The 23,908-nt window shown below is 68.9% G+C and carries 26 protein-coding genes; 15 read left to right on the forward strand and 11 right to left on the reverse strand.

Features of this window, described 5'->3' with window-relative positions:
- Positions 1-23: 23 nt before the first annotated feature.
- Together AB0I35_RS00695 and serS are read right to left on the reverse strand one after the other, a co-directional pair.
- Positions 24-1,841, reverse strand: coding sequence for an EAL domain-containing protein (locus tag AB0I35_RS00695; protein ID WP_357393121.1), 1,818 nt, complete (start codon positions 1,839-1,841; stop codon positions 24-26).
- A gap of 78 nt (positions 1,842-1,919) precedes the next feature.
- Positions 1,920-3,176, reverse strand: a complete 1,257-nt coding sequence (gene serS / locus AB0I35_RS00700; RefSeq protein WP_357393122.1) for a serine--tRNA ligase — start codon at positions 3,174-3,176, stop codon at positions 1,920-1,922.
- Positions 3,177-3,256: 80 nt separating this feature from the next.
- Between serS and AB0I35_RS00705 the strand changes: the two genes are divergently transcribed.
- From AB0I35_RS00705 to AB0I35_RS00730, 6 genes are all read left to right on the forward strand, one after another.
- Positions 3,257-4,954 (forward strand): aldehyde dehydrogenase family protein, encoded by a 1,698-nt coding sequence (locus AB0I35_RS00705; protein ID WP_357393124.1) that lies wholly within the window; start codon positions 3,257-3,259, stop codon positions 4,952-4,954.
- A gap of 41 nt (positions 4,955-4,995) precedes the next feature.
- Positions 4,996-6,060, forward strand: a complete 1,065-nt coding sequence (locus tag AB0I35_RS00710; RefSeq protein WP_181700181.1) for a septum formation family protein — start codon at positions 4,996-4,998, stop codon at positions 6,058-6,060.
- Positions 6,057-6,407 carry a metallopeptidase family protein gene (locus AB0I35_RS00715; protein ID WP_357393126.1) on the forward strand — a complete coding sequence of 117 codons (351 nt, stop codon included), beginning with the start codon at positions 6,057-6,059 and terminating at the stop codon, positions 6,405-6,407. Before AB0I35_RS00710 ends, AB0I35_RS00715 begins: the two co-directional genes overlap by 4 nt.
- Positions 6,408-6,517: 110 nt before the next feature.
- Complete coding sequence (locus tag AB0I35_RS00720; protein ID WP_357393128.1) at positions 6,518-6,829, forward strand: PE family protein; 312 nt, start codon at positions 6,518-6,520, stop codon at positions 6,827-6,829.
- 42 nt (positions 6,830-6,871) lie between these two features.
- Complete coding sequence (locus AB0I35_RS00725; protein ID WP_357393130.1) at positions 6,872-8,005, forward strand: PPE domain-containing protein; 1,134 nt, start codon at positions 6,872-6,874, stop codon at positions 8,003-8,005.
- A complete protein-coding gene (locus tag AB0I35_RS00730; RefSeq protein ID WP_357393132.1) occupies positions 8,002-8,832 on the forward strand; it encodes an ESX secretion-associated protein EspG in 831 nt (276 codons plus the stop codon). The genes AB0I35_RS00725 and AB0I35_RS00730 overlap by 4 nt, the downstream gene beginning before the upstream one ends.
- A 113-nt stretch (positions 8,833-8,945) precedes the next feature.
- Here AB0I35_RS00730 and AB0I35_RS00735 read toward each other — a convergent pair whose 3' ends face one another.
- From AB0I35_RS00735 to AB0I35_RS00745, 3 genes are read right to left on the reverse strand one after another with little or no spacing between them, the layout of a single operon-like run.
- Positions 8,946-9,614, reverse strand: coding sequence for a histidine phosphatase family protein (locus AB0I35_RS00735; RefSeq protein ID WP_357393134.1), 669 nt, complete (start codon positions 9,612-9,614; stop codon positions 8,946-8,948).
- On the reverse strand, positions 9,611-10,525 hold the full coding sequence (gene pheA, locus AB0I35_RS00740; protein ID WP_357393136.1) for a prephenate dehydratase: 915 nt from the start codon (positions 10,523-10,525) through the stop codon (positions 9,611-9,613). Before pheA ends, AB0I35_RS00735 begins: the two co-directional genes overlap by 4 nt.
- A 40-nt stretch (positions 10,526-10,565) precedes the next feature.
- Positions 10,566-10,982 carry a hypothetical protein gene (locus AB0I35_RS00745; RefSeq protein WP_357393137.1) on the reverse strand — a complete coding sequence of 139 codons (417 nt, stop codon included), beginning with the start codon at positions 10,980-10,982 and terminating at the stop codon, positions 10,566-10,568.
- Between the two features lie 108 nt (positions 10,983-11,090).
- On the opposite strand from AB0I35_RS00745, the gene AB0I35_RS00750 reads away from it, so the two are divergent.
- The 5 genes from AB0I35_RS00750 (at position 11,091) to AB0I35_RS00770 (ending at position 15,433) form a co-directional block, all read left to right on the forward strand.
- The gene (locus AB0I35_RS00750) at positions 11,091-11,852 is read left to right on the forward strand and encodes a DUF2470 domain-containing protein (RefSeq protein WP_067495289.1); all 762 of its coding nucleotides are present in this window, start codon (positions 11,091-11,093) and stop codon (positions 11,850-11,852) included.
- 60 nt (positions 11,853-11,912) lie between these two features.
- On the forward strand, positions 11,913-12,689 hold the full coding sequence (locus tag AB0I35_RS00755; RefSeq protein ID WP_357393139.1) for a CPBP family intramembrane glutamic endopeptidase: 777 nt from the start codon (positions 11,913-11,915) through the stop codon (positions 12,687-12,689).
- 111 nt (positions 12,690-12,800) lie between these two features.
- Positions 12,801-14,261: an LCP family protein gene (locus AB0I35_RS00760; RefSeq protein ID WP_357393141.1), complete on the forward strand. Its 1,461-nt coding sequence runs from the start codon at positions 12,801-12,803 to the stop codon at positions 14,259-14,261.
- A gap of 9 nt (positions 14,262-14,270) precedes the next feature.
- Positions 14,271-14,798, forward strand: a complete 528-nt coding sequence (locus AB0I35_RS00765; RefSeq protein WP_357393143.1) for a ferritin-like domain-containing protein — start codon at positions 14,271-14,273, stop codon at positions 14,796-14,798.
- A gap of 86 nt (positions 14,799-14,884) precedes the next feature.
- The gene (locus AB0I35_RS00770) at positions 14,885-15,433 is read left to right on the forward strand and encodes a ferritin (RefSeq protein ID WP_357393145.1); all 549 of its coding nucleotides are present in this window, start codon (positions 14,885-14,887) and stop codon (positions 15,431-15,433) included.
- A 259-nt stretch (positions 15,434-15,692) separates the two neighbouring features.
- Here the strand turns inward: AB0I35_RS00770 and AB0I35_RS00775 are convergent, their stop codons facing one another.
- The 4 genes from AB0I35_RS00775 to AB0I35_RS00790 all read right to left on the reverse strand — a co-directional run bounded on the left by AB0I35_RS00775 (position 15,693) and on the right by AB0I35_RS00790 (position 18,915).
- Positions 15,693-16,613 carry a DUF5926 family protein gene (locus tag AB0I35_RS00775; protein WP_357393147.1) on the reverse strand — a complete coding sequence of 307 codons (921 nt, stop codon included), beginning with the start codon at positions 16,611-16,613 and terminating at the stop codon, positions 15,693-15,695.
- Between the two features lie 121 nt (positions 16,614-16,734).
- A complete protein-coding gene (locus AB0I35_RS00780) occupies positions 16,735-17,502 on the reverse strand; it encodes a glycerophosphodiester phosphodiesterase (protein ID WP_357393149.1) in 768 nt (255 codons plus the stop codon).
- A complete protein-coding gene (locus tag AB0I35_RS00785; protein WP_357393151.1) occupies positions 17,499-18,488 on the reverse strand; it encodes a DUF4328 domain-containing protein in 990 nt (329 codons plus the stop codon). The genes AB0I35_RS00780 and AB0I35_RS00785 overlap by 4 nt, the downstream gene beginning before the upstream one ends.
- A 67-nt stretch (positions 18,489-18,555) precedes the next feature.
- The gene (locus AB0I35_RS00790) at positions 18,556-18,915 is read right to left on the reverse strand and encodes a rhodanese-like domain-containing protein (RefSeq protein WP_084457547.1); all 360 of its coding nucleotides are present in this window, start codon (positions 18,913-18,915) and stop codon (positions 18,556-18,558) included.
- A 366-nt stretch (positions 18,916-19,281) separates the two neighbouring features.
- Here AB0I35_RS00790 and AB0I35_RS00795 point away from each other — a divergent pair, with 366 nt between their 5' ends.
- The 4 genes from AB0I35_RS00795 to AB0I35_RS00810 all read left to right on the forward strand — a co-directional run bounded on the left by AB0I35_RS00795 (position 19,282) and on the right by AB0I35_RS00810 (position 22,371).
- Positions 19,282-19,893, forward strand: coding sequence for a hypothetical protein (locus AB0I35_RS00795; protein ID WP_357393153.1), 612 nt, complete (start codon positions 19,282-19,284; stop codon positions 19,891-19,893).
- A gap of 120 nt (positions 19,894-20,013) precedes the next feature.
- Complete coding sequence (locus tag AB0I35_RS00800; RefSeq protein ID WP_067495485.1) at positions 20,014-20,637, forward strand: superoxide dismutase; 624 nt, start codon at positions 20,014-20,016, stop codon at positions 20,635-20,637.
- A gap of 141 nt (positions 20,638-20,778) precedes the next feature.
- Positions 20,779-21,306, forward strand: a complete 528-nt coding sequence (locus AB0I35_RS00805) for a peptidase (protein ID WP_357393155.1) — start codon at positions 20,779-20,781, stop codon at positions 21,304-21,306.
- 357 nt (positions 21,307-21,663) lie between these two features.
- Positions 21,664-22,371: a TMEM165/GDT1 family protein gene (locus AB0I35_RS00810; protein ID WP_357393157.1), complete on the forward strand. Its 708-nt coding sequence runs from the start codon at positions 21,664-21,666 to the stop codon at positions 22,369-22,371.
- Here the strand turns inward: AB0I35_RS00810 and AB0I35_RS00815 are convergent.
- Both AB0I35_RS00815 and AB0I35_RS00820 read right to left on the reverse strand, forming a co-directional pair.
- Positions 22,347-22,994 carry a TetR/AcrR family transcriptional regulator gene (locus tag AB0I35_RS00815; protein ID WP_067495265.1) on the reverse strand — a complete coding sequence of 216 codons (648 nt, stop codon included), beginning with the start codon at positions 22,992-22,994 and terminating at the stop codon, positions 22,347-22,349. The two genes, AB0I35_RS00810 and AB0I35_RS00815, sit on opposite strands and share 25 nt — an antisense overlap.
- Positions 22,991-23,866, reverse strand: coding sequence for an SDR family NAD(P)-dependent oxidoreductase (locus AB0I35_RS00820; RefSeq protein WP_357393159.1), 876 nt, complete (start codon positions 23,864-23,866; stop codon positions 22,991-22,993). The genes AB0I35_RS00815 and AB0I35_RS00820 overlap by 4 nt, the downstream gene beginning before the upstream one ends.
- Between the last annotated feature and the right edge of the window lie 42 nt (positions 23,867-23,908).

Consider the following 23,908-nt stretch of genomic DNA (forward strand, 5'->3'; position numbering starts at 1 on the left):
CCGGGCACAGCTTCGAAGCCGGCTCAGCCGAGGGGGATCCAGCCGTTGGCGGCGAGGGAATCGTCGTCGTCGGAGTGCGGGGTGTTGAGGTCGTTGATGAGGTCGGAGACCGGGTGGGAGTCGCTGTAGTGGTAGCCCTGGGCCAGGGCGAAGCCGAGTTCGGTGAGGACGGCGGCCTGGTATTCGGTTTCCACGCCCTCGGCGATGACCTGCAGGTCGAGGGACTTGCTGAGGGCGGCGATGACGCCGAGCAGGGGTGGGGCGGGGGAATCGGAGCGGATGGCGGCGACGAAGGACTGGTCGACCTTCAAGATGTCGCTGGGGATGGTCGCCAGGCGGCTCAGTGAGGAGTAGCCGGTGCCGAAGTCGTCGATGGCGATGCGGACACCACGGTCGCGCAGGGTGTGCAGGTTGGTGATGGCCGTTTGGGATTCGGCGGCCAGTTCGCTTTCGGTCACCTCGAGCACGAGCTGGTCGGCGGGCCAACCGGTGTCGTTCAGGATGGTGGCGACCCGTTCGGCGTAGTCGGTTTCGGCCAGTTCCAGGCCGGAGACGTTCACGTTCAGGGTGAGGTTCAGCGAGGCGAAGCTCTCCTGCAGGCGGGCGGCGTCGGCGCAGGCGCGGCGCAAAACCAGTTCGTCCAGGTCGGAGATGAGGTCGTATTCCTCGGCGACCCGGATAAGGCCCTCGGTGGTGACCTCGGGCTGCGCGTTGGACGACCAGCGCAGCAACGCTTCGACGCCGACGGCCTGACCGCCGTCCTCGGTGAGGCTGACGATCGGCTGGTAGTGCACGTCGAGGGCACCGCTGTCGATGGCCTCGCGCAGCTCCACCGCGAGCGGCAGCTGCCGCGACGATTCGAGCACCGTGCGGTTGCGTCCGGCCTGCTTGGCCCGGTACAGACCCACATCGGCACGGCTGATCAGCAATGAACCGGACTCACCGGGCTGCCACGACGTGACACCGGCCGAACAACCCATGGTCACCGCCGCCCGTAACTGTTCGGTGAGCAGGATCGCGGCCTGCTCGGTGGTGCCGGGCAGCAGCAGCGCGAACACGTCGCCGCCGAACCGGGCCAGCACCTGGTCGGGGGCCAGCAGGTCGAGCCAGGCATCGGCCACGCGCTGCAGGACGGCGTCGCCCGCGCGGTGACCGAGGTGGTCGTTGATCTTCTGGAAGCGGTCGAGGTCGACGAGCACCAGCGACAGACCTTGACCACCGCGTCCGGCCGCGTCGATCGCCGGGTTGAGCTGCTTTTCGAAGCCACGGCGATTGAGCAGGCCGGTGAGTACATCGATATCGGCGTCCGACGCCATTCGGGTGAGGATGCCGACCACCACCCCGGCCCCGAAGGTGACTCCGGCCGGAATCAGGCCCGACCACCACGGCAGCCCGCGCTCGGGCAGCACCCACAGGCACAGCACCATCGCGAGACCGATGTGCGCGGCGGCCTGCGGCCAAGCGAAGAACAGTGCCGCGTCGCAGGCGATGAAGACGTAGAACGACGCGAGCGTGATCCCGCCGACGAGGTTCGGGAACGAGTGCACCGCGATGGTGACCAGCACGGTCGCGGTCGCCAGGTAGAGGTGGTGCAGCGCGTGCGGCATGCGCGGGCCCCAGGCCAGCAGTGTCAGACCGAGCAGCAGCGCGACCGCGGCGGCGGTGCCGACCAGCAGTCTGTTGCCGTCGTTACCCGGTGCGACGGCAGTGATGGTCAGACCGAGGACACCGCCGAGAACGTAGAACGCCCCCGTTGTCCTGGCCATGACTTTTGCCGTCGCCAACGCCGATGCCGCCCGCACCCGGGTTCGGGTATCGCCGCGCGCCCCGATTCCTCGCACGAGCACCAGCCTAGATGTTGTTCGGTTCCGATGTTTGCCACATCACGCAAATGCCTGACCAGCAAACAGCGGAAAGCTCTACGGTGTCAAAACGTCGGTGCCGACGAACGGCACCAGCGCCTCGGGCACCCGGACCGAACCGTCGGCCTGCTGGTGGTTCTCCAGGATCGCCACGATCCAACGGGTGGTCGCGAGCGTGCCGTTCAAGGTCGCCGCGATCTGGGCTTTGCCGTTCTCGTCGCGGTAGCGGACCGAGAGCCTGCGCGCCTGGAAGGTCGTGCAGTTGGAGGTGGAGGTGAGCTCGCGGTAGGTCTGCTGGGTTGGCACCCACGCCTCGCAGTCGAACTTGCGCGCCGCCGAGCTGCCGAGGTCGCCCGCGGCCACGTCGATCACCCGGTAGGGCACGTCGATCGCGGCGAGCATCTCGCGTTCCCAGGCGAGCAGGCGCTGATGCTCGGCCGAGGCCTGCTCGGGGGTGGTGTAGACGAACATCTCCACCTTGTCGAACTGGTGCACCCGGATGATGCCCCTGGTGTCCTTGCCGTAGCTGCCCGCCTCGCGGCGGAAGCACGACGACCAGCCCGCGTACCGCTTCGGGCCCGCGCTCAGGTCGAGGATCTCGTCGGCGTGGAAGCCCGCCAGCGGCACCTCCGAGGTGCCGACCAGATACAGGTCGTCGTCGGCGAGGTGATAGACCTCGTCCGAGTGCTGACCGAGGAAACCGGTACCGGCCATGATCTCCGGCCGGACGAGCACCGGCGGGATCATCATCGTGAAACCGTTGGCCACCGCCCGCTGCGCGGCCAGCTGCAGCAGACCCAGCTGCAGCAGCGCGCCGTGCCCGGTGAGGAAGTAGAACCGCGAACCCGACACCTTGGCGCCGCGCTCCATGTCCAGCAGCCCGAGCGACTCACCCAGCTCGAGGTGGTCCTTCGGCTCGAAGTCGAATTTTGGTGGAGTGCCGACGGTTTCGAGCACGACATAGTCGTCCTCGCCGCCCGCGGGCGCGCCTTCCTGCACGACATTGGAGATGGCGCGATGCGCGGCGTCGAGATCGGCGTCAGCCGCGCTCTGCGCGTGCTCGGCCTCCTTGACCTTGGCCGACATGTCGGTGGCGGCGGCCAGCAGCGCGGGACGCTCTTCCTTGCTCGCCTTGCCGATCACCTTGCCCATGGCCTTGTGCTCGGCACGCAGGGAGTCGGCGGTGGCCACGGCGGCGCGGCGGGCGGCGTCGGCTTCGAGCAGGGCGTCGACGAGCGCGGGATCCTCACCGCGGGCCCGCTGCGAGGCACGGACGGCTTCCGGGTTCTCGCGCAGGAATCGGAGGTCGATCATGAGAAAACAGCCTAGTTGTTTATGCGATCCTCAGAATTTCGGCCTATGCCAACGTGCCCGGACGGGGGCATAGTTGCGGGGTGAGTACCACTTTCGACACCGCCGTCATCGATACCGCGCTCGACGATCTCACCGAGGGGGCGAAAACCTGGGCCGCGACCGATCTGCGCCGCCGCCGCGAGCTGCTCGACGAGCTGCACGCGCTCACCGCCCGCGACGCGGAGTCGTGGGTGGCCGCGGCCCGGACCATCAAGAAGCTCGACGCCGACAGCCCCCTGCTGGGCGAAGAGTGGATGTCGGGTCCGATGACGCTGCTGGCGGGCGCCAAGGCGCTGAGCGAATCGATGGCGGCGCTCGAGCGTGGCGCGAGCCCGATCGACGGTGTGGACCTAGGTACCGGGCCCGGCGGCCGGGTGAGCGTGCCCGTGCTGCCCCACGGCCTCTACGACTGGCTGCTCCTCAACGGGTTCAGCGCCGAGGTGTGGTTGCGTCCCGGTGTCGACGCGGCCACCGCGCGGCGCAAAGCCGGTCTGGCCCAGCGCGATCCGAAGCGGACCAACGGTGTCGGCGCGGTACTCGGCGCGGGCAACATCATGTCCATCGCGCCGCTGGACACCCTCTACGAGCTCTACGCCAACAACCGGGTGGTCGCGCTCAAGCTCAACCCGATCACCGATCCGCTGCTGCCGGTGTTCCAGGCGGTGTTCGCCCCGTTCATCGAACTCGGCGTGGTGCGCATCCTCACCGGCGGCGCGCCCGAGGGCGGTTACCTGGTGAACCACCCGAAGGTCGACCACGTGCACATGACCGGCGGCGCGCCGACACACGACGCGATCGTCTGGGGTGTCGGCGAGGAGGCACAGCGCCGCAAGCAGGCCGGCGAGCCCGCGCTGGCCAAGCCGATCACCAGCGAACTCGGCGGTGTCGCGCCGTGCATCATCGTGCCCGGCAAGTGGAGCGAGGCCGACCTGAAGTTCCAGGCCGAGCACGTGGCGACCATGCGCCTGCACAACGGCGGCTACAACTGTGTGGCCGCGCAAACGGTCGTGCTCAGCGCCGATTGGGACCAGAAGGACCAGTTCCTCACCGAACTTCGCGCCGCCATCGACAATGCCCCCGTCCGCACCGCCTACTACCCCGGCAGCGACACCCGCGTCGAGGGCGCGCTGACCAGCTACCCCGACGCCGGGCGCGCCAACGGCCGCGTCCTCGTCGAGAACCTGCCGATGACCGGCACGCCACTGCTGCGCACCGAGTACTTCTCCCCCGTCCTCGGCGTGGTCGAACTGCCCGGCACGGGCGCGCAATTCCTCGACAAGGCGGTCGATTTCGCCAACGACGAGCTGATGGGCACCCTCGGCGCCAATCTGCTCGCCCACCCGGCGACCATCACCGAACTCGGCGACGCCTTCGACACGGCCGTGGCGAACCTGCGCTACGGCACCGTCGCGATCAACTCGTGGACCGGTCTGGCGTTCCTGACACCACGCGCGAGCTGGGGTGCCTTCCCCGGGCACACCATCGACGACATCCAGAGCGGCATCGGCGTCGTCCACAACGCCTTCCTGCTCGACGATGTGGAGCGCACGGTGGTGCGCGGACCGTTCCGCCCGGCACCCCGATCGCTGTTCGCGGGCGAATTCGCCACCACCCCGAAACCGCCGTGGTTCGTCGCCAACAAGACCGCCGCGGCCACCGGTCGCAAGCTCACCGGCTTCTACGGTGACGGCAAGCTGCGCAGACTGCCCGGCATCTTCGTCTCGGCTCTGCGCGGCTGAGCCCGCGCGCCGCGCCGATCGGCTCCCATACAATCGCCGTCGTGTCCGATCATCAGAGCGACCCGGCCGAGAAAACCGCTGAACGCGGCGCCGGTCCGCTGCATCTGTCGGCGACGAAACTGCGGTGGGGACTGCTGATCGGCGCGCTCGGCGCGGTGCTCGCGGCGCTGGTCACGATGACGGTGACCGGTTTCGAATCCGACAAGGTGGAGGCACACCAGCCCGGCGCCGCGCCCGTGGTCAGGGACAAGGAGTTCAGCAGCGCCAACGAGGGCGACTGCCTGACCTGGGGCAAGCCCGACCGCAGCGATCTGCTGAAGGTGAACTGCGCCGACCAGCACCTGTTCGAGGTGGCCGGTGTCGTCGACCTGAAGGCCTACCCGGGCCGCGAGTTCGGCGACGGCACCCGGCACCCGGACTCGCTGCGGATGACCGAGCTGCGCGACGAGCACTGCGTGCCCGCGGTGCAGCGCTACCTCGGTGGGCGGTTCGATCCGCGCGGCAAGTTCATGGTGAACGTGATGTCGCCGAGCCCGGCGGGCTGGCAGCACGGTGACCGCACGCTGCGGTGCGGTCTGCAGGTGGCCGCCACATCGACCAGTCCGGCCTCGACCGGCTCGGCGACCCAGGGCGACCAGTCGAAGGTGCACGCCGTCGGCACCTGCCTCGGCATCAACCAGAACCTCCCGACCGATCCGGTGGACTGCGCCCAACCGCACGCCGTCGAGATCGTCGGCAACGTCGACCTGGGGAAGAACTTCACCGGTGGACCGCCCTCGGAGGCCGATCAGGACAAGTTCGTCGAGGCCGAATGCAATCGGTTGTCCACCGAGTACCTCGGCAGCCCCGACGCGATCCGCAACAAGACGCTCACGCTGTTCTTCGATTATCTGGAACCGACCAGTTGGCTCGCGGGGAGCCGGCAGCTCGACTGCTGGCTCGGAAAGGGCGCCGACCGTGAGGGTTTCGCGCCGATCGTCGGTTCGGCGCGCGGGGAGATCCTGATCGACGGACAGGCTCCGGTTCCGCCGCCCAACACCGGCCGCTCCACACCGGCCCCGCTGCCGGGCGCCGCACCGCTGCCGCCGCAGCCACAACCGCGATGACCGAACGGATGTCGCCCGACCGGTTCGAGGAGCTGGTCGGCGACGCGCTCGACCTCATCCCACCCGAGCTCGCCGGGGCGATCGACAACGTCGTTGTGCTGGTGGAGGCACGAAACGACGAGGAGCCCTCGCTGCTCGGTCTCTACCACGGCGTCGCCCTCACCGAACGCGACAGCTACTACGCGGGTTCGCTTCCCGATACCGTAACCATCTATCGGGAGGCTATTCTCGACATCTGTAGCAGTGACGACGAGGTGGTCGAGGAGGTCGCGATCACCGTGATCCACGAAATAGCACACTATTTCGGGATTGACGACGACCGGCTACATGAGCTGGGATGGGGCTAGCGAAGTTGGGTGGGGAAATCGATGGAACCGAACGACCCGCTCTCGCGTCCTATCACTCGTAGGGGGAATTCTCGTGGTTCCCGTTAGTCGCCACTAGAAGGAGTCGGGTCATGGTTGGACACGTTCTCATCGCACCGGAAATCGTTCTCGCCGCCGCCGCCGAGCTGGATCTGCTGGCCGAGCGGCTCGCTGCGGCGGCCGCTCTGGCCGGGCCGACCACTCACGTGCTGCCCTCGGGCGCCGAAGAGGTCTCGCTGCTGGCGGCCAGTCACTTCAACCGGGCCGCGGGCACGCACGACGGTGCTATCGCACAGGGCATTCTCGAGCTGCATCACGCGGCCGCGACCCTGCGCTCGCAGCTGGTGACCAACATCGGCGAGGACATCGCCCAGGGGGCGGCGATCAGCGCCGTCCAGGTGTAGCCCGAACCCGCCGACGATCTTTCATTCAGGGGAGAAAAAAGTATGACCGCAGGGATCACCGGGGTCTTCTGGCTGCCGCGCATGGCCGAAGTCAACTCGACCACACTCAACGCGGGCGCCCACGCCGTCCCGATCTCGGCCGCCGCCACCTCGTGGGGCACCCTCGCCGCCGCGTGGGGCGACGCCGCCTTCACTGTCACCCGGGTGATCGCCGAGGTGGGCGTCGGTCTGCAAGGTGTCAACGGTCTGGCCGTGCTCGGCCGGCTCGCGCCGTTCCTGCACTGGACCGGGCAGCAGAGCGTGATGGCCGCGACCATGAGCGCCAAGGCCGCCGCCAATGCCACCGCCTACACGGTCGCCTCGATCGCAATGCCGAGCCTGCCCGAGATCGCCGCGACCAACGCGGCGGTCGCGGCTTCGGCCAACCCGCCCGGCGTCGTGTCGGGTGCGTTCGAGGTGGCCGAGGTCGCCCGGCACGCGATGGATATCCGCGCCGCGCTGGTGATGGAGACCTACGAGGCCGCCACCACCGCAACCGTCACCACGCCCGGTGAGTTCGCCATGCCGCCCGCCATCGCCAGCGGTGCCGGTTCGGCCGCTCAGGGTGACTTCGGCGGCGGCGACCCGCTGCAGACCGCCGTGGCCGCCGCGCAGGCGTTCGTATCCAACCCCGGCGTGGTCAGCGCGGCCACCCAGGCCGCGAACGTGGCGGGCAGCGTCGTGTCCGGTGGTGTCGGCACGGTCGGCAATATCGGTGCGACCGCGCTGTCGGCAGCCACCTCGACCGTTCCCGCCGCCGCCGGTGTCGCGCCCGCGATGGCTGCCGGTGCCGGAGCCGGAGCCGCCGCGATGGGTGGCATGTCCACCGCGTCGGCGAGCCTCGGTGGGGTGTCGCTCGGCGGCAGCGGGCTGAAGTTGCCCGAAGGCTGGGGTGCACCGTCGGCGAGCGCTCCCGCGGCCGCGCCGGTGGGTGAGACCGTTGTCGCCCGCTCGGAGAACGCGCCCGCGCGCACCGCCGCGCCGGCCGCCAACCCGCTGCTCGGCAACCGCGCCAAGGGTGAGGACGACGAGGAACACGACGCGAACGACTACGGACGCTCCGACGAGGCGTTCACCGACGGCCGCTATGTCGCCGAGGGAGTGATCGGCGCCGATCTCACCGGATCGGCCAAGTGACGGTGCTCGGCGGGGGCGGCGGCGGATCGCTGCTCGAGGCGGTGGTGCTCTCGCTCGACGAGATGCAGTTCCTGCTCGAGAAGCTGCAGTTCGACGAGATGCCCGTGGTGCTCGACGCCATGGGCCGCTACGACCATGTCTCGGCGCACGACGCGGCCATGGAGGCAGCCGAAAAACTGCTCACCGAACGGGAATTGCTGTTCGGTGACGTGGTGGTACCCGAACTCGCCGAGCGCTTGCGGGTGCTCTACCGGCCGCAGTGGATCATCGCGTTGCGGTGGGTGGTCGCCGGCCAGGTGAACCGGTTCTGTCTGGCGCAGGGCGACGACCGCGCGGTCGTCGCCCTGCGCGGGCCCGACTCCTATGTCATCGACGACGCGGGTCTCGACCTGCCCGGCGCGGTGCTGCAGGCCCTCGGCACCACCGAGGCGCTCGAGCTGTACGGCATGAACGCGCCGACCGAGCAGCTCGCCCCGATCTTCGGCGACACCGGCGATGCCGCCGCCACCGCCGCGCGGCTCAGCGAGGTGGGCAAGCCGGCCACCGACGCGAAAACTCTCGCCTCGGCGCTGGTCGAAATCCACTCCTACGCCGAGATCGTCGGCGTGGCCTACGGCGACGGTACCCGCGATGTGCAGGACAACCACATCGCCGTGTTCAACACGCGCGCAGGACGTTTCATCATCACCGCCAGCGTCGCCGACGACGGCGTGAAGTGGTCGTCCATCGCCACCGGAACCAACGCCCGCCTCCGCACAGCGGTAGCCGACCTCATCGAATCCCTCCCCATCCGAGAAGAATTCAAGACCACCGTCCCCGGCTCCTGACCCCACCGCGCAGAGCCGGGTACGCCCCCGCAACCAACCTCCCCAGTCGCGCCCTCTCCAAGCACCGACGCCCCCACAACTCAGCCGTGAACCGGAGGCGCCAGCCGGAGCGTTCAACCCATCGGGTCGTCCGGGGTGGGGTCGGCCTTCACGGTGAACGGTGGGGTGAATCGGCCCCAGCGCAGGCATTCCCAGCCGCCGTCCTCGGTGGGCAGCAGCTCGATCGTCTCGGTGTTGTCGAGGTGGTTGTTGGTGGTGAACGGCGGCGCGACGCCTGCCAGTTCCTTGCCTACCAAACGCATTGCGGCGCCGTGGTTCACGACCACCACGTCGCCGTCCTCGTCGCCCTCCAGGTACTGCGCGCGGAGCTGGGCGAGGACCGGGAGGATACGGTCGAGTACCTCACGGCCGGATTCGCCGCCGGGGGTTCGCGTGTCGAGTTCGCCGTGGTGCCAGCCACGGTAGATCCGCTGGAACAGTTCGTGGGAGTCGCGGTCGGAGCGGCCGTGGAGTTCGCCGACCTGCACTTCGTAGAGGTCGGGCAGGACCTGGGTGGTGGTGCCGGTGGCGGCCTCGATGTAGCCCGCGGTCTGGCGGGCGCGCAGGGCCTCCGAGGCCACCAGCACCCGGGGCGGGCGAATCAGCGTGTCGCCGAATGCTTTCGCCTGGGCCACACCGCGTTCGGTGAGTGGCAGGCCGGGGACCCGAGTGTCGAGGATGCGGGCCACATTGCCCTCGGTCTCGCCGTGGCGGACCAGGATCAGCTTCGCGCGGTTTGTCATAGGTCCGCGACCCCCTTTCGCAGTTGCGTCAACCATTCCGCGGCGGGTTCGTCCGACGGCGGCGGGGTACCGACCGCCGAACAGGCGGGCCATGAACCGAGGAAACGGATCCGGGCGGTGCGATGCAGCGCCTTCAGGGTCTCGGCGACGGCCGGGTCGTCGATATGGCCGACGCAGTCGAGGTAGAACCGGTAGGTGCCCATGCCCGTGCGAGTGGGTCGCGATTCGATGCGGGTGAGATCGACACCGCGCGTGGCGAATTCGGCGAACGCCCGCATGAGCGAGCCCGGTTCGTTGGGCAGTTCGAGGACGACGGAGGTGCGGTCGGCACCGGTCGCCTGCGGAGCGACGCCGGGCCGGCGCACCAGCACGAAACGGGTGATGGCCTGCTCGTGGTCGGCCACACCGCGCGCGAGGGCGACGAGGCCGAGCCGTTCACCGGCGAGGGCGGTGGAGACGGCCGCGTCGGCGGTGCCCGCGACCACGTCCTCGGCGGCGGCGGCGTTGGAGGCCGAGATGAACGGCGTCGCCTCGGGCATATTCCTGGCCACCCACTCGCGCACCTGTGCGGCCGCCACCGGGTAGGCCGCGAGGGTTCGCACGTCGGCGAGGGTGGTGCCGGGCCGGGCGAGGATCGTGAAGGTGACCTCGAGTTCGGTCTCGGCGACGATCTGCAGGCGCGGACCGACGGCCAGCGAGTCGAGCGTGGCGGGGATGGAGCCTTCGACCGAGCTCTCGATCGGGACGACGGCGCCAGTCACCTCACCGGAGCGGATCAGGTCGAGTGCCGCACCCTGACTGGGCGCGGCGATGCGCTCGACGGGTTCGTCGAACGCCCCCGATTTCTCGAACTGCACCAGCGCCATCTCGGTGAAGGTTCCGGATGGCCCGAAATACGCGATACGCGGCACACAGAAAGATTAGCTGGACCGGCGGTCCGCGCGCCCCGCGTCAGGATTCGAGGACCGAGACCGCCGCCCGAACCGACTGCTCATCGCCGGTTTCGATGGCGAGCAGCACGGTTCGGGTTGCCTCGATAGCGGCGGGTTTCAGCGCGGTGAGGAACGCGAGATCGGGTGCGGCGAGTGCGGTGGGGATGTCCTCGCCGCAGAGCGCGGCGACCGTGCCCGCGATGACGGCGAGCGCGCGGGGGCCGCTCTCGGTGCGGGCGACGAAGCCGCTGTCGGCGTGGGCCGCCTCGACCAGGGCGGCGGCCAGTCGCGGGTCGGGAATGTCGACGTCGACGACGCGTGTGCCGTCGGGTGTGCTGCCGAGCGGGCGGATCAAGCCCGCGACGAGGCTGCGGCGAGGGGCCGACAGGCTGACCAGCACGGGTTCGCCGGGAGAGGTGGTGTCGTCGTGCGCCATTCGACCACGGTAGAGGCACGCTTTCGGCGTGTCGGTGGCGGACCTCTTGCGCGAACCCGCCGCGTAACTTAGCTTAGGGTTACCTTATTCACCGTCGCGGAGGTTGACATGTCGAGCCCCACCACGATTCTCGCGCCCACCACTGCCGAGCGCGTGCGCAGTGCGTGTCTGCGCGCGGAGACCGCGGTGCTCGCACTGCCCGGCATCGACCCCGTGCCGACCACCCTGCATCACCTACGCCGCTGCGGTGACGCGGTGATCGCCGTACCCGCCGACTCGCTCGCCGCCGCCCTCGCCGCCACCGCCAACGAGACCTCCGCGGTGCTCGAGCTCACCGACCACGCACCCCTGCCGCTGCGCGAACCGGTGCGCGCGCTGGTGTGGTTGCGCGGCTGGGTGCGTCAGGTGCCGCCGCACGCCCAGCGCGCGCTCGCCGTCGAAATCGCCAAGGACTTCCCGCATCCCGGCCTGCTCGACGTGGGCCACGGCGCGACACTGCTTCGGGTGGTGGTGAACTCGGCGGTGCTCGCCGACACCTCCGGCGCCGAATCCGTCGACCACGCCGACCTGCGGGCGGCCACCGCCGACCCGTTCTGCGAGATGGAAGGCGCCTGGCTGGCCCACATGGCCGAAGACCACGCCGACCTCATCGCCCAACTCGCGCGCCACCTGCCGGCCCGCCTGCAAGGCGGCCGGGTCCACCCGCTGTCGATCGACCGCTACGGCATGACCCTGCGCGTGGAGAGCATCGACGCCGATCACGATGTGCGCCTGCCCTTCTCGGCCCCCGCCGACGACGTCGAGTCGCTCAGCAAGGCCGTCCGCCTCCTGGCCGGCTGCCCCTTCCTGAACGGCCTGCGCCGCAGATAATCACCCAGACATCAAGGCTGAACGGCAGCAGGACGACCTTCCCTGCCTACACTGCGCGGCATGCGCGTGGAACCTCCCGAGACCCAGCCGAGCGAGCGCGAGCGGTTCGGGATCCGGGTCGAGATCGGCGTCGTACTGCTGGTGACGTTCGGGCTCAGTGGGATCAGTGCGGGGCTTTCACTGCTCGATTCCGCGTTTTCACCGGGCGGTGTCGGCGGGCGGACGGTCGCGCTGAACGCGTCGCGCTCGAACAATTCGGTCATCGATCTGTTGTTCCAGCTCGTCGGCATCACGCGCCTGCTGGCTTGGGCCGCGCTCGGCCTTTACCTGTTGTGGCGCAGCGGAATCGGGCCCCGCCTGGTCGGGTTGGCGCGGTTCGGTCGCACCGACGCGGTCGCGGGCGTGGTGCTCGCGGCGGTGATCGGGATACCGGGGCTCGGCGTGTATCTGCTCGCCCATGCGCTCGGAGTGAGTGTGACCATCGTGCCGAACTCGATCGACGAACACTGGTGGCGGTTGCCGGTGCTCATCGCGTCGGCCTGTGCGAATTCGGTCGCCGAGGAGGTGATCGTTGTCGCCTACCTCATCAGCAGGCTGCGCAAACTCGGCTGGTCGGAGAACGGTTCGCTGCTCGCTTCGGCGCTGCTGCGTGGTAGTTACCACCTGTATCAGGGCCTCGGTGGTGGGCTGGGCAATATCGTGATGGGTCTCGTCTTCGGCCGATACTGGCAGCGGACGAACCGGTTGTGGCCGCTGATCCTGGCGCACGCCCTCATCGATGCCGTCGCCTATCTCGGCTACAACATGTTGCGCGGACGCGTCGGTTGGCTACCGTGACGGCGTGTCACCGCGCGGCGCGCTAACGGTCGGGCCGACCATGGGTATGCAGTAGTGACCGCGCACGCAAACCCAGCCCGCGCCCCCCACGATCAGTAGAGTTCGACAGTGATGAACGGCGACAACCCACGCGATGATCCACGCAGGCGCCGGGTGCCGCCGCCGACCGGCCGCCCCGGCCCGCCGCCCGATGCCCGGCGACCTCCGCCGGTCCCGGGCCGACCCGCGCCCGACGCCCGGCGACCACCGCCCGTTCCCGGCCGCCCCGGCCCCGCACCCGACGCGCGGCGTCCGGTGCCGCCCCCGCCCGGGGCTGGCCGACCCGGCTACCCGGCACCCGACGGCCCGACCGTCCGCCACACCCCGCACGACCGCCGCCCCGCCTCCCACATCGAACCCACCCAGGTCCTGCATCGCGACGGCCGCGACAACCAACCCCTGGCGTACTCACAGGCTTCTCAGCCCGCACAGGCACCCCCGGCTCCGCGCGAGCCGAAACCGCGCAGACGCGAACCGGTGCAGCACGCCCCGACGCAACGGCCGGTTCCCCATCACGACGCGGTGCCGCCACGCAGACGCACCCCACCGCCCGTGGTCGGGGGCCGCGCGCCACGTCCACCGCGTCCCCGTCGCAGGCGCCACCCGTTCCGCTGGTTCACGGTGGTGGTCGTCGCGCTGATCGTGGGCATGATCGCCGGTGTCGTCTACCTGGACAACTCGCTGACCCGCATCCCCGCGCTCGCCTCCTACAGCGACCGGGTGGGCGACACCCCCGGCACGAACTGGCTGCTCGTCGGTTCCGACGGGCGCGGCGACCTGTCCGAGGATCAGGAAGCCGAACTGGCCACCGGCGGTGACACCGGGCCCGAACGCACCGACACGATCATGCTGGTGCACATCCCGTCGTCGGGCCCGACCACCATGGTCAGCCTGCCGCGCGACTCGTATGTGAGCATCCCCGGCCACGGCAAGGACAAGCTCAACGCCTCCTTCGCCCTCGGCGGCGCACCGCTGCTCGTACAGACCGTCGAGGTGGCCACCGGCGTGCGCATCGACCACTACGCCCAGATCGGTTTCGGTGGGTTCGCCAGTGTGGTCGACGCGCTCGGCGGTATCGAGATGTGTTTGGACCAGCCGATCGTCGACCCGCTGGCCGGTCTCGACCTGCCCGCGGGCTGTCAGGAACTCAGCGGCCCGCAGGCACTGGGTTTCGTGCGCACCCGCGCGACCCCGAACGCCGATGTGGACCGGATGAATCATCAGCGCATGTTCATGTCGGCGCTGCTGAAGAAGGCGACGAGCATGGGCACGCTCGCCAATCCGTTCGCGCTGTGGCCGATGGCGACGGGTGTCGCGGGCTCGCTGAAGGTCGACGACGGCGACCACATCTGGAACCTCGGTGCGCTCGGCTGGGCGATGCGCGGTGACACGGTGACGACCAGCGTGCCGATCGGCGGCTTCACCGATACCGATGTGGGCAATGTGCTGCTCTGGGACAAGGCCAAGGCGCCCGGCTTCTTCGACGCGCTCGCCAAGGATCAGCAGATTCCGGAGGATCTGCTCACCCGGTAACGTCGAATCATGGCCGACTTCACCGAACTCCTGCGTGACCAGATCCGGCACGGACTCACCGCGGCCCAGCAGTACCTGGCCGCGGCCGTCTACTTCGACGCGCAGCGATTGCCGCAGCTCGCCGACCAGACCTATGCCCATGCGGCGCGACATCGAGGCCACGCGCTGCGCATGGTGCAGTACCTGCTCGACCGCGACGTGGCGGTGCGGGTCGGCGGGCTCGACGAGGTCCGCCCCGATTTCGATGCCCCGCGCGAGGCGATCGCGTTCCTGCTCGCGCGCGAGGAGACGATCACCACCCAGATCAGCGCGCTCGCGGCGACTGCTCGCGCGGCCGGTGACTATCTCGGCGAGCAGTTCACGCAGTGGTTCCTGCGGGAACAGGTCGACGAGGTCGCCGCGCTCACCACGTTGCTCGCGGTGCTCGATCGCGACGGCAATTTGTTCGATGTGGAAGAATTCGTTCGGCGGGAACTGCCGGGAACTGCGAAAACGGATGCGACGGCCCCGAAAATGGCGGGCGAAGGCCGGGCTTAGTTAGGAAATACTTCCTTAGGAAATACTGTCCTCAATAAGGCTGCACTTGGATGACAAGCCTTCTGACCAGCGCTAATGTGGCCGACATGTCGATTCATCCGGAACCCCCCCGCAGCAAATTCCACAGCCTGCTCCAAGACCAGATCCGGCATGAGTTCAACGCCGAACATCAGTACATCGCCATTGCGGTGTGGTTCGACAACAACGACTTGCCGCAGCTGGCCAAGCGGTTCTACGCGCAGTCGGTCGAAGAACGCAATCACGCGATGATGATCGTGCAGTATTTCCTCGACCGCGATATCAGCATCGAGATCGCGGGCATCGACGCGGCGAAGTCGAGCTTCGAGAACGCCCGCGAGCCGATCGAGCTGGCGTTGGCCCAGGAGAAGACGGTCACCGATCAGATCGTGCGGTTGGCGAGTACCGCCCGCGAAGAGGGCGATTACCTCGGCGAGCAGTTCATGCAGTGGTTCCTGAAGGAACAGGTCGAAGAGGTCGCCGCCATGACGACGCTGCTCAATATCGCCGAGCGCGCCGGGTCGAACCTGTTCGATCTGGAAGCCTTCATGTGGCGTGAGCTGAGCACCCCGAAGGACGCCTCGGGCGCGCCGTCGGTCGCCGGCGGCAGCGTCTGACCCGCGACTGCTGAAGGGATCGACCCGGGCGTACCGGGCCGATCCCTTCGTCGTCTCACCAGCCGGAGCCGGAACCGCCCGAGCCGGTGTTGGCGAGGATGGTGCCGATCACCATCTGTGCGAGACCGGCAACAGAGCCGAGAAATTCCATGATGTCCTCCGACTTTCACTGGCGCCGAGCGTCGGCGTTGGGGTCAACCTAACCGACCGAACAGTGTGAAAGTGGAATGTTTCGTAAATTTCATCCGCACGGAAATGTTCAGCGCAGGGTGACCTGACGCGAACGCAGACCGTCGCGCGAACGCCGCTCCTCGCTCGTCATCGGGGCGTCCGAGGCCAGCGCCTCGGCCAGGCGCGCGCCGAATTCGCGTGCGGGCGCCTCCCATTCGGTGGGGTGGCGCTCCGGATCGAGATCGAAAACCGGAACGAGCACACCGTGGGTGCGGAAGGAACCGGCGAACCGCGAACCCTCGCCCATGTGCAGGCCGCCGCCCGCGTGCACCCGCGCCAGCGCGAGCATCAGGGCGTCCTCGTCTTCCGGACGCACCCAGCGCACGTGTGCCTTCTCGCCCGCGTCGACCCACCACGCCGCGCCGACACCGTCGGCACCCAGATCCAGGCGCGCCGAGGGCATGATCGCCTGTTTGGCCTGCTCGATGGTCGCCGCCACCTGCGGGTCGGGGGTGACACCCTCGGGCACCCACCAGTCGAAGTCCTGGTGCACGGTCAGCTCGAGATCAGCACCGGGATCGATGACGTCGGCCAGGCGCGGCCCGCCCTCGACGGCCTCCGGGGCCGTGAGCGACTCGCCCGGTTCGGCCGACTGCGTCCACAGGATCGCGGCGGCGATATCGGCCGACGGGTCGGCGCCCCGGAACTGCATCTGCGTGCCGACGAAGCCGACCGGCTCGTCACCGGCGCGCACCAGCGCGGCGACCGCGCCGGGCAGCACCGTCGCCAGGGTGACCTCGCGCTGCGCGGCCATGCCGGGCGCCAGCTTCAAGGTCGCGGTCGCCGACGGCACGAACTCACGCAGCGCCACCAGATCACATTCGGCAGCAAGACCTTCGAACGGTCGCGTCACGACCGCCGATGCCTGCTCCTGCGCCGCACGCCGCTCGGCGAGACGCTGAGCCCGATTACTGTCGGGCTTAGGACTGTTCCGCTTGCTTTTACCCACGGCACGGAGTTTATGGCCGCCCACCGCATCCCGACCCCGCGCCCCCGTTCTCGGCGCGACTCCGCCTCTGGACTGACCGGAGGGTGCGACGAAGGAGTGCCCGCGGCCCCGGCCGCAAATGTCACAGCGTGGCGAGCAGCGCTTTGGTGCGGCCCGGGTGGTTGGTCGCCACCCAGCTGACGCCGAGGTCGGCGCACAGCTGCACATCCTCGGGATCGTCGACGGTCCAGCAGTAGGTGGCCCGGCCCGCCGCGGCGGCCTTGTCGACGAGTTCCGGGTGCTCACGAAGGGTTTTCACCGACGGACCGACCGCCGTCGCACCGACCGTCGTCGCCGCGCCGCCGCCGAGGAAGCGCGAGGATTCGCCGAGCAGCACCGTCGGCAGCAGCGGTGCCGCGCGCCGGATGCGCCAGACGGCGGTGGCGGCGAACGACATCACCACCGCGCGCGAATGATCCGCCGAGGCGGGGGTGGCGATGCCGAAGCGCTGGAGTTCGGCGAGCACCTTGTTCTCCACCAGGGCGCCGTAGCGCACGGGGTGTTTGGTCTCGATGAAGAGTTTGGTCGGGCGGCTGCGCCAATCGAGGACCAGGCCGATGAGATCGCTCAGGGCGAGCACGCCCGCCGGTGCGTCCTCGGTGCCGAAGTTCATGTCGCGCAACTCGTCCAGGGTCAGCTCGCTGACCAGGCCCGTCGCGTCGGCGGTGCGGTCGACGGTGCGGTCGTGCACGCACACGAGGTGGCCGTCGCGGGTGAGCCGGACATCGCATTCCACCCCGTCGGCACCCTCGGTCAGGGCGAGTTCGTAGGCGGCGAGAGTGTGCTCGGGAAGCGCCCCCGACGCACCACGGTGCGCGACGACGAACGGCGCGCGATTGCCCTGACTCACTTGGCCACAACCTCCTTGTGCGGATTCTCGCCCGGCTCGGCGGATTCCGAACGTTCTGTCTCCTCGGCCGTGCTCGCACCGCCCGGCTCCACCGGCGCGATGACCTCCTGGGCCGGGTCGGCGGCGATCAGCAGGCGGTGCGCCGAACGGGGATTCCCACGCAGGTCACGTCCCTCGAGCAGGCGGACCGTCCACAGCGTGAGCACCGCGAACCCGGCCGCGCACAGGTCGGTGAACCCGGTGAACGAGACGCCGTCGGCCTCGGCTTGCAGGGTAGAGGCATTGCGCCACAGCGTCGCGGCGAGGAACAGCACCCCGCTCGTCGCCCAGGCGGCCCACCAGATCCGCACCGCGCGCAGTGCGCGTGGATCGGGATGTGCCGCGGCGAGTTCGGTGAGGTAGACACCGGGCCAGACGAGGTTCACACCCGGGATCACGCAACCGGCGATCAGCGTCCACGATCGGCGCGGGTCGCGGCTGCCGTGCGCCGCGTAGGCGGCACGGCGGGCCTCGATCAGCCACGACACCAGCGACAGCGCCGTCAGCAGCGCGAGGATCGGCGCGAGCGTCCCGAACAGCCACACGGTGGCGTCGGAGATCCAGAGCAGCCAGCTCGGGATCAGACGGGTGCGGTTCTGCAGCAGGATCAGGTAGCGGCCGTATTCGGCGAGGCCGGCGAGCACGAACGCAGCCGTGGTCATGACGAGCAGTCGGTCACGCCGGTCGGCGATGCCGCGCAACGGCCTGCGCGGTGCGCGCGGCCGGGCGGGCGGCGGATCGAGCAGACCCCAGCGCGGCACCTCGGTGTAGCGGGGAGTCGGGCCGGGGTCGGCGCGCACGGTGCGGGCGCTGACCCGACGGTCACGATGATCGGGCCTGCGGGCGACCCAGCGGTAGTTGCGTTTCTCCGGCGGCGCGTCGACCTTGCCCGGCGACAGCAGCACACCACGACAGCGCGGGCACCAGTGCATCGGCGCGCCCTGCACGGCCCACCGCGCGCCACAGCGTGCACATGGTTGCACCACCGAACTCACCCGCGCACCCCGTTCCGGACTAGTAGATCTTGGCTTCGTGGTCGCCGTCGGCGACCACCGGACGGCCCGTCTGCTGCCAGGCGACCATGCCGCCGGCCACATGACAGGCCTCGTACCCGATGTGGGTCAGGTACTTGACCACCTCGATCGAGCGCCCGCCCTGCCTGCACACCACGTAGACCTCGGCGTCGATATCGATGTCGTCGAGGCGGGCGGGGACATCGACCATCGGGATATGGATGGCGCCCGGTGCGTGCCCGAGCTCCCATTCGTCGGGTTCGCGCACGTCGAGCAGCTGGGCGCCGGGGACCGGTTCCGCGCGGTCGAACCCGGCCGGTACCTCGCCCACCGGCACCGTAGGGACATCGGAGCTCGTCACGCCTCGATCCTGCCATGCCCGAAGCGGTGCCGGGCGCCGTGTGCGTGGTCTGTGGACGGATCTCGGTTATCCACAGAATCCACAGCTCGATCCACAACCCTCAGCAATCGATCAGCACACGATCGGGCGAGCCCGCCCGCCGAGCGGGGTTCGAGCTGGTTCGCGCGGCATGGGAACGACCGATCCGGGACTCCCCTCCTGACATCCCGGAGCGGTCGTTCGCCGCTGACGTCGGGATTTCGCGTCCGCACTGATCCCGACATCTACTTGGACGCACGCCGGACCGTTTCGGTTCCATAAAAACGACATCACTAGTGAAAATCCCATTTCGTGGGATCTGGGCGGGCGGATCGGTAGCCTGAGCGCATGAACCAGAGCAGGGGGCTACTCGACAGTTTCGACCGCAACGGCCTGAATACCGCTTTGTCCGAATCGACCTGTCTCGGTGTGGAGGTGGACGCCGACGCGGGCAAGCTGCAGCTGTGCCTGGCGGTGCTCACCCAGCCCGCCGACGGCGCCGAACCCGGTGAGCGCAAAGTGCTGCTCACCTTCACCGGTGTCACCCGCGTCGCCGCGTCGCTGCGCATCCAGCGCTGGGACGACATCGACGCCCGCGTCCTTCCCCTCACCCTCGACCAGCTCGACGAGGCCATCGAGAGCTTCGGCGGCGGCGGCCTGCACGGCTGGGAGTTCATCGACGTCGACGACAGCGGCTGGACGCTGTGGAGCGAGCTGCTCAGCTTCGACACGGTGCTCGACCAGCGCATCGCCGCGCATGTCATCGAGTTCTCCCAGGAGGAGGGCATCGATCCGCGCGAACTCGACGTCCGAGTATGGTTCGACAAGATCACAATTACCGACCTGGACGGCCGCGAGATCCCGATGGCCGAGTTCGTCGAGGGCGGTCGCCGCTGGTGGGCCGCCCACGACTCGGGCGACGCCCGCGCAAGCAAGGCAGACGTCGCGCCCCCGCTGTAATCGGCTGGGCCATCAGAAATACAGCCCGCGCGTCGTCGGTTGCACGAATCGGGTGTACGAATGATGGTTGGTGTGCTCGATCGGATGGGCGCACACAGCCCGACACAGGAAAGGGACAACGTGGCCGAGTACACGCTGCCGGATCTGGATTACGACTACAGCGCACTGGAGCCCCACATCTCGGGGCAGATCAACGAGATCCACCACTCCAAGCACCATGCCGCCTACGTCGCCGGCGCGAACACCGCGCTGGAGAAGCTGGAAGCCGCGCGCGAAGCGGGCGATCACAGCGCCATCTTCCTGCACGAGAAGAACCTGGCCTTCCACCTGGGTGGTCACGCCAACCACTCGATCTGGTGGAAGAACCTCTCCCCCAACGGTGGTGACAAGCCGGAAGGCGACCTGGCCGCGGCCATCGACGACCAGTTCGGTTCGTTCGACAAGTTCCGCGCGCAGTTCACCGCGGCCGCCAACGGCCTGCAGGGTTCGGGCTGGGCCGTCCTGGGTTACGACACCCTCGGCCAGAAGCTGCTGACCTTCCAGCTGTACGACCAGCAGGCGAACGTGCCGCTCGGCATCATCCCGCTGCTGCAGGTCGACATGTGGGAGCACGCCTTCTACCTGCAGTACAAGAACGTCAAGGCCGACTACGTGACCGCGTTCTGGAACGTCGTCAACTGGGCCGACGTGCAGGACCGCTTCGCCCGCGCCGTCAACCAGGGCAAGGGCCTCATCTTTGGGTGAGTAGCACTTCCGTGAAGGGCCTCCCGGCGTTCGCCCGGGGGGCCTTTTGCGTGGAATGACCAGTTCCTGGCACTCAGTGGTACTTGTGTGCCAATAGGGTTGGAGGCTATTCCTGACTTATCCGTAAGTCGGGAGGTCGTCATGACTGTTCAGGGGCCGATCGGGTTCACGCCGTTTCAGGCGGATGGTCGTTTGCGGGGATTCGTGGTGTCGGGGCGGTGGCCGGATACCACCAAGGAGTGGGCGCAGGTGCTCGTGCTCGCCGTGCGGGTGGCGTCGCTGCCGGGGCTGTTGCTCACCAGCACCGTGTTCGGGGTGCGTGAGGAGTTGCCCGACGATCCGGAACCCGACACTGTCGGTCTCGTCCTCGCGGAGGGCCCGGTGGTCGGTGACGAGGCGATCGAGCCCGGGCGTTTCGCCGAGCACGTGCCGCCCGCCCTGCTGATGCTGCATCCGCCGTCGCAGACCCGGCCGTCGCTGCCCGAGTGCGTGGGCGCCGCATCCGGGTGCGTACTGCTGCCCGGCGTGCCGCATCTGGGTCTGGAGCACCGGGCCGCCTGGGCCGAGGCCGAACTCGACGGCACCGTCACCTCCCTGGTGAGCCGGGTCGGCATGGATCTGATCAGCGACCCGGACACCGCCGTGCTGGCAATGCTGTTGGCTGCCTGAACCTTTCGCGGGCCGGTCTGGCGAACCACCGGCAACAGGGTTTCCCGATCCGAAATTCAGGGGAACCGAACTATCCGGGCCGCTCAGCCAAACTTATTGTGTCCGTTGCCCTTTCGGTGACGCGATGTTGGCATCCCGGGAGCAACCACGCTATGGTGGAAGACAGCGAAGGGGAGTAGCCCGCAATCGCCCAGTCGACATACTGATCGCCGCCACCACCGGCGCGGTCCGGCTGCGCGAACCGGTAGTCACCGGTGGGCGAGACCTTCGGCCACGAAACCGATCATTCGACCGGTGTGGCTGAAGGCATCCCGTCTCAGCCGCAGGCCGGAAGTTGTTACCTGGGAGCTGAATTCATTGATCGCCACGATCCTGCTGAGCTTCGGCGTGATCTTCCTGGCCGAGCTGGGCGACAAATCGCAGCTGATGGCGCTGACCTTCTCGCTGCGCTACCGCTGGTGGGTCGTCCTGGCCGGAATCAGCGTCGCCAGTGTCGCCGTGAACCTCATCGCCGCGGGTGTGGGCCACTTTCTCGGCACGGCGTTGCCCGCTGGTGCCATTGCGGTGGTGACCGCGCTCACCCTGTTGGCCGTCGGCGTGTGGACCTTGCGCGACGCGCTCGCCTCGGCCGACGACACCGAGACCGCCCCCGAACCACCCAGCACCCGCAATGCGTTCCTCGTGGTGATCTCCGCCTTCATGCTCGCCGAACTCGGCGACCGGACCATGTTCGCCGCGGCCGCGCTCGCCTCGAACAACAGCTGGCTCGCGGTGTGGATCGGCTCGGTGGCGGGCATGGTCGCCGCGGGCGGGCTGGCGATTCTGGTCGGTAAGTTCGCGGGTAAGCACCTCCCCGAGCGCGGGATCGCCATCGCCTCGGGTCTGCTGTTCTTGTTCTTCGCCGGGAAAACCCTGCTCGACGCCTTCGTCCCCGGCGTCGGCGGCGTCGCCTCCCTCGCGCTCGCCCTGCTTGCCCCCGCCCTCACCGGCGCCGGGGTGCTGGTCTGGCGGTTCTCCCGGCGTGAGCGCGAGCCGGTGGATCAGCCGGCGAAGGCGTTGCCGTAAACCGTGCCCGAGCGCTGCGCCAACGCGATGAGCTGATCCTTCAGCTCCCAGAGGCTGTCCAGGTCTCCCCCGGCGATCTTGCCGGTGACCATCGCCCCGATCGCCGCCGCCAGCGTCGCGCAGGCGAAGCGCTGCTCGTCGGTTTCGGCGCCGAGCATCGCCGCGACCACCGTGACGAACCGGTGCTGTAGGTCCATCCGGGCCGCGATCGCCGCCGGTCCCGCGGCGTACACCTCGACGAGGAACAGCCGCGCGGAGGCGGGATCGTCGATCAGGTGCTGGAAGTAGGCGGTGAGGATGCGGTCCATCCGGGTCGGCGCGTCGGCGTCGGCGAGTTCGGCGATGGTGTCCTGCAGGCGGTCCGAGAGCAGCTTGGAGGCGCGGTCGAAGGCGGCGCGGAAACAGTCCTCCTTGGAACGGAACTGCTCGTAGAACGTCTCGCGTGACACCCCGGCGCGTTTGAGTACCGCCGCGACCGGCGTGCCGACATAGCCGCTCTCGCACATCGCCTCCCCCATCGCGACGAGGATGCGTTCGCGCTGGGACGCGACCACTTCCTCGCGCGAGAGGCGGTGGCGCCCGCGCGGCAGCTGACGCAGGGTCGATCCGGGTTCCTCACTCATTGCCGTTCCATTCTGCGCGGCCGGGCCGGTTGGTCGGTGGTGAACGGTGCGTCCTCGTCGCGGGCGATCTCGACGGCGCGCGCCACCCTGTTGCCGTGTAGCCGTTGCACGACCAGCTGGGCGAAGGGGCGAAGCGGCCGGGCCATCGCGACCCACCACGGCGCGTACACCGTTGCCTTGCGACGGGCCACAGCCCGTTCCATGGCGTCGACCGCCGGGCCGATCGGCGAGATCCCCGCCAGGCTCGTACCGCCGAGGATGGTGTGCGCGGCGGCGGTGTCGAAGCCGCGCACGGTCATGTCGGTGTCGATCCCCGCGAAGTAGGTGACGCCCACTTTGGCGCCCGTGGACGACAATTCGAAGCGCAGCGTTTCCGCGAGCGCGGCCACCGCGGCCGCCGACGCACTGTAGGCGCCGCCGAGCGGCAGCTGCACGGCACTCGAGATGGACGACATCATCAGGACGTACCCATCCGCGTGCGCGATATACGGGCCCGCCGCCTGCACCGCGTACGCCACACCGAGCACGTTCACCGCCAACGTCTCCTCGAGCACCGAAGGGTCGCCACCGACCATCGCCATCTGTTTGGCGATCCCCGCGTTGGCCACCAGCACATCCAGCCCGCCGAGTTCGGCGACCAGCACCGGAATCACCCGCCCCACCTGGGCCGGGTCGGCCACATCGCAGTAGCGCCACGGCACATCACCACATTCGGCGGCCACCTCGGCGAGCAGTTCCGGTTCGATCCCGAGCAGCGCGACCCGCGCCCCCTTCGCCGCCAGCCGCCGCGCCAGCGCAGCACCGATCCCGCGCGCGGCACCCGTGATGAGGACCCTGCGCCCGGCCACGCTCGGACCGGCGAACGATCTCATGACGGCACGCTACCACCGGCAAACACCGCTGTTCGCGACGAT

Origin of the sequence: Nocardia sp. NPDC050378 (genome assembly GCF_040655675.1) — a bacterium.
In the GTDB taxonomy this organism is placed as follows: Bacteria; Actinomycetota; Actinomycetes; order Mycobacteriales; family Mycobacteriaceae; genus Nocardia; species Nocardia coubleae.

Bases quoted from the DNA above. Each gene is read 5' to 3' on its own strand.
- AB0I35_RS00735 (WP_357393134.1), bottom strand. From the start codon at position 9,614: ATGACAAACCGCGCGAAGCTGATCCTGGTCCGCCACGGCGAGACCGAG.
- AB0I35_RS00720 (WP_357393128.1), top strand. From the start codon at position 6,518: ATGGTTGGACACGTTCTCATCGCACCGGAAATCGTTCTCGCCGCCGCC.
- AB0I35_RS00750 (WP_067495289.1), top strand. From the start codon at position 11,091: ATGTCGAGCCCCACCACGATTCTCGCGCCCACCACTGCCGAGCGCGTG.
- AB0I35_RS00755 (WP_357393139.1), top strand. From the start codon at position 11,913: ATGCGCGTGGAACCTCCCGAGACCCAGCCGAGCGAGCGCGAGCGGTTC.
- AB0I35_RS00715 (WP_357393126.1), top strand. From the start codon at position 6,057: ATGACCGAACGGATGTCGCCCGACCGGTTCGAGGAGCTGGTCGGCGAC.
- AB0I35_RS00760 (WP_357393141.1), top strand. From the start codon at position 12,801: ATGAACGGCGACAACCCACGCGATGATCCACGCAGGCGCCGGGTGCCG.
- serS (WP_357393122.1), bottom strand. From the start codon at position 3,176: ATGATCGACCTCCGATTCCTGCGCGAGAACCCGGAAGCCGTCCGTGCC.
- AB0I35_RS00820 (WP_357393159.1), bottom strand. From the start codon at position 23,866: ATGAGATCGTTCGCCGGTCCGAGCGTGGCCGGGCGCAGGGTCCTCATC.
- AB0I35_RS00725 (WP_357393130.1), top strand. From the start codon at position 6,872: ATGACCGCAGGGATCACCGGGGTCTTCTGGCTGCCGCGCATGGCCGAA.
- AB0I35_RS00805 (WP_357393155.1), top strand. From the start codon at position 20,779: ATGACTGTTCAGGGGCCGATCGGGTTCACGCCGTTTCAGGCGGATGGT.
- AB0I35_RS00815 (WP_067495265.1), bottom strand. From the start codon at position 22,994: ATGAGTGAGGAACCCGGATCGACCCTGCGTCAGCTGCCGCGCGGGCGC.
- AB0I35_RS00765 (WP_357393143.1), top strand. From the start codon at position 14,271: ATGGCCGACTTCACCGAACTCCTGCGTGACCAGATCCGGCACGGACTC.
- AB0I35_RS00745 (WP_357393137.1), bottom strand. From the start codon at position 10,982: ATGGCGCACGACGACACCACCTCTCCCGGCGAACCCGTGCTGGTCAGC.
- AB0I35_RS00795 (WP_357393153.1), top strand. From the start codon at position 19,282: ATGAACCAGAGCAGGGGGCTACTCGACAGTTTCGACCGCAACGGCCTG.
- AB0I35_RS00770 (WP_357393145.1), top strand. From the start codon at position 14,885: ATGTCGATTCATCCGGAACCCCCCCGCAGCAAATTCCACAGCCTGCTC.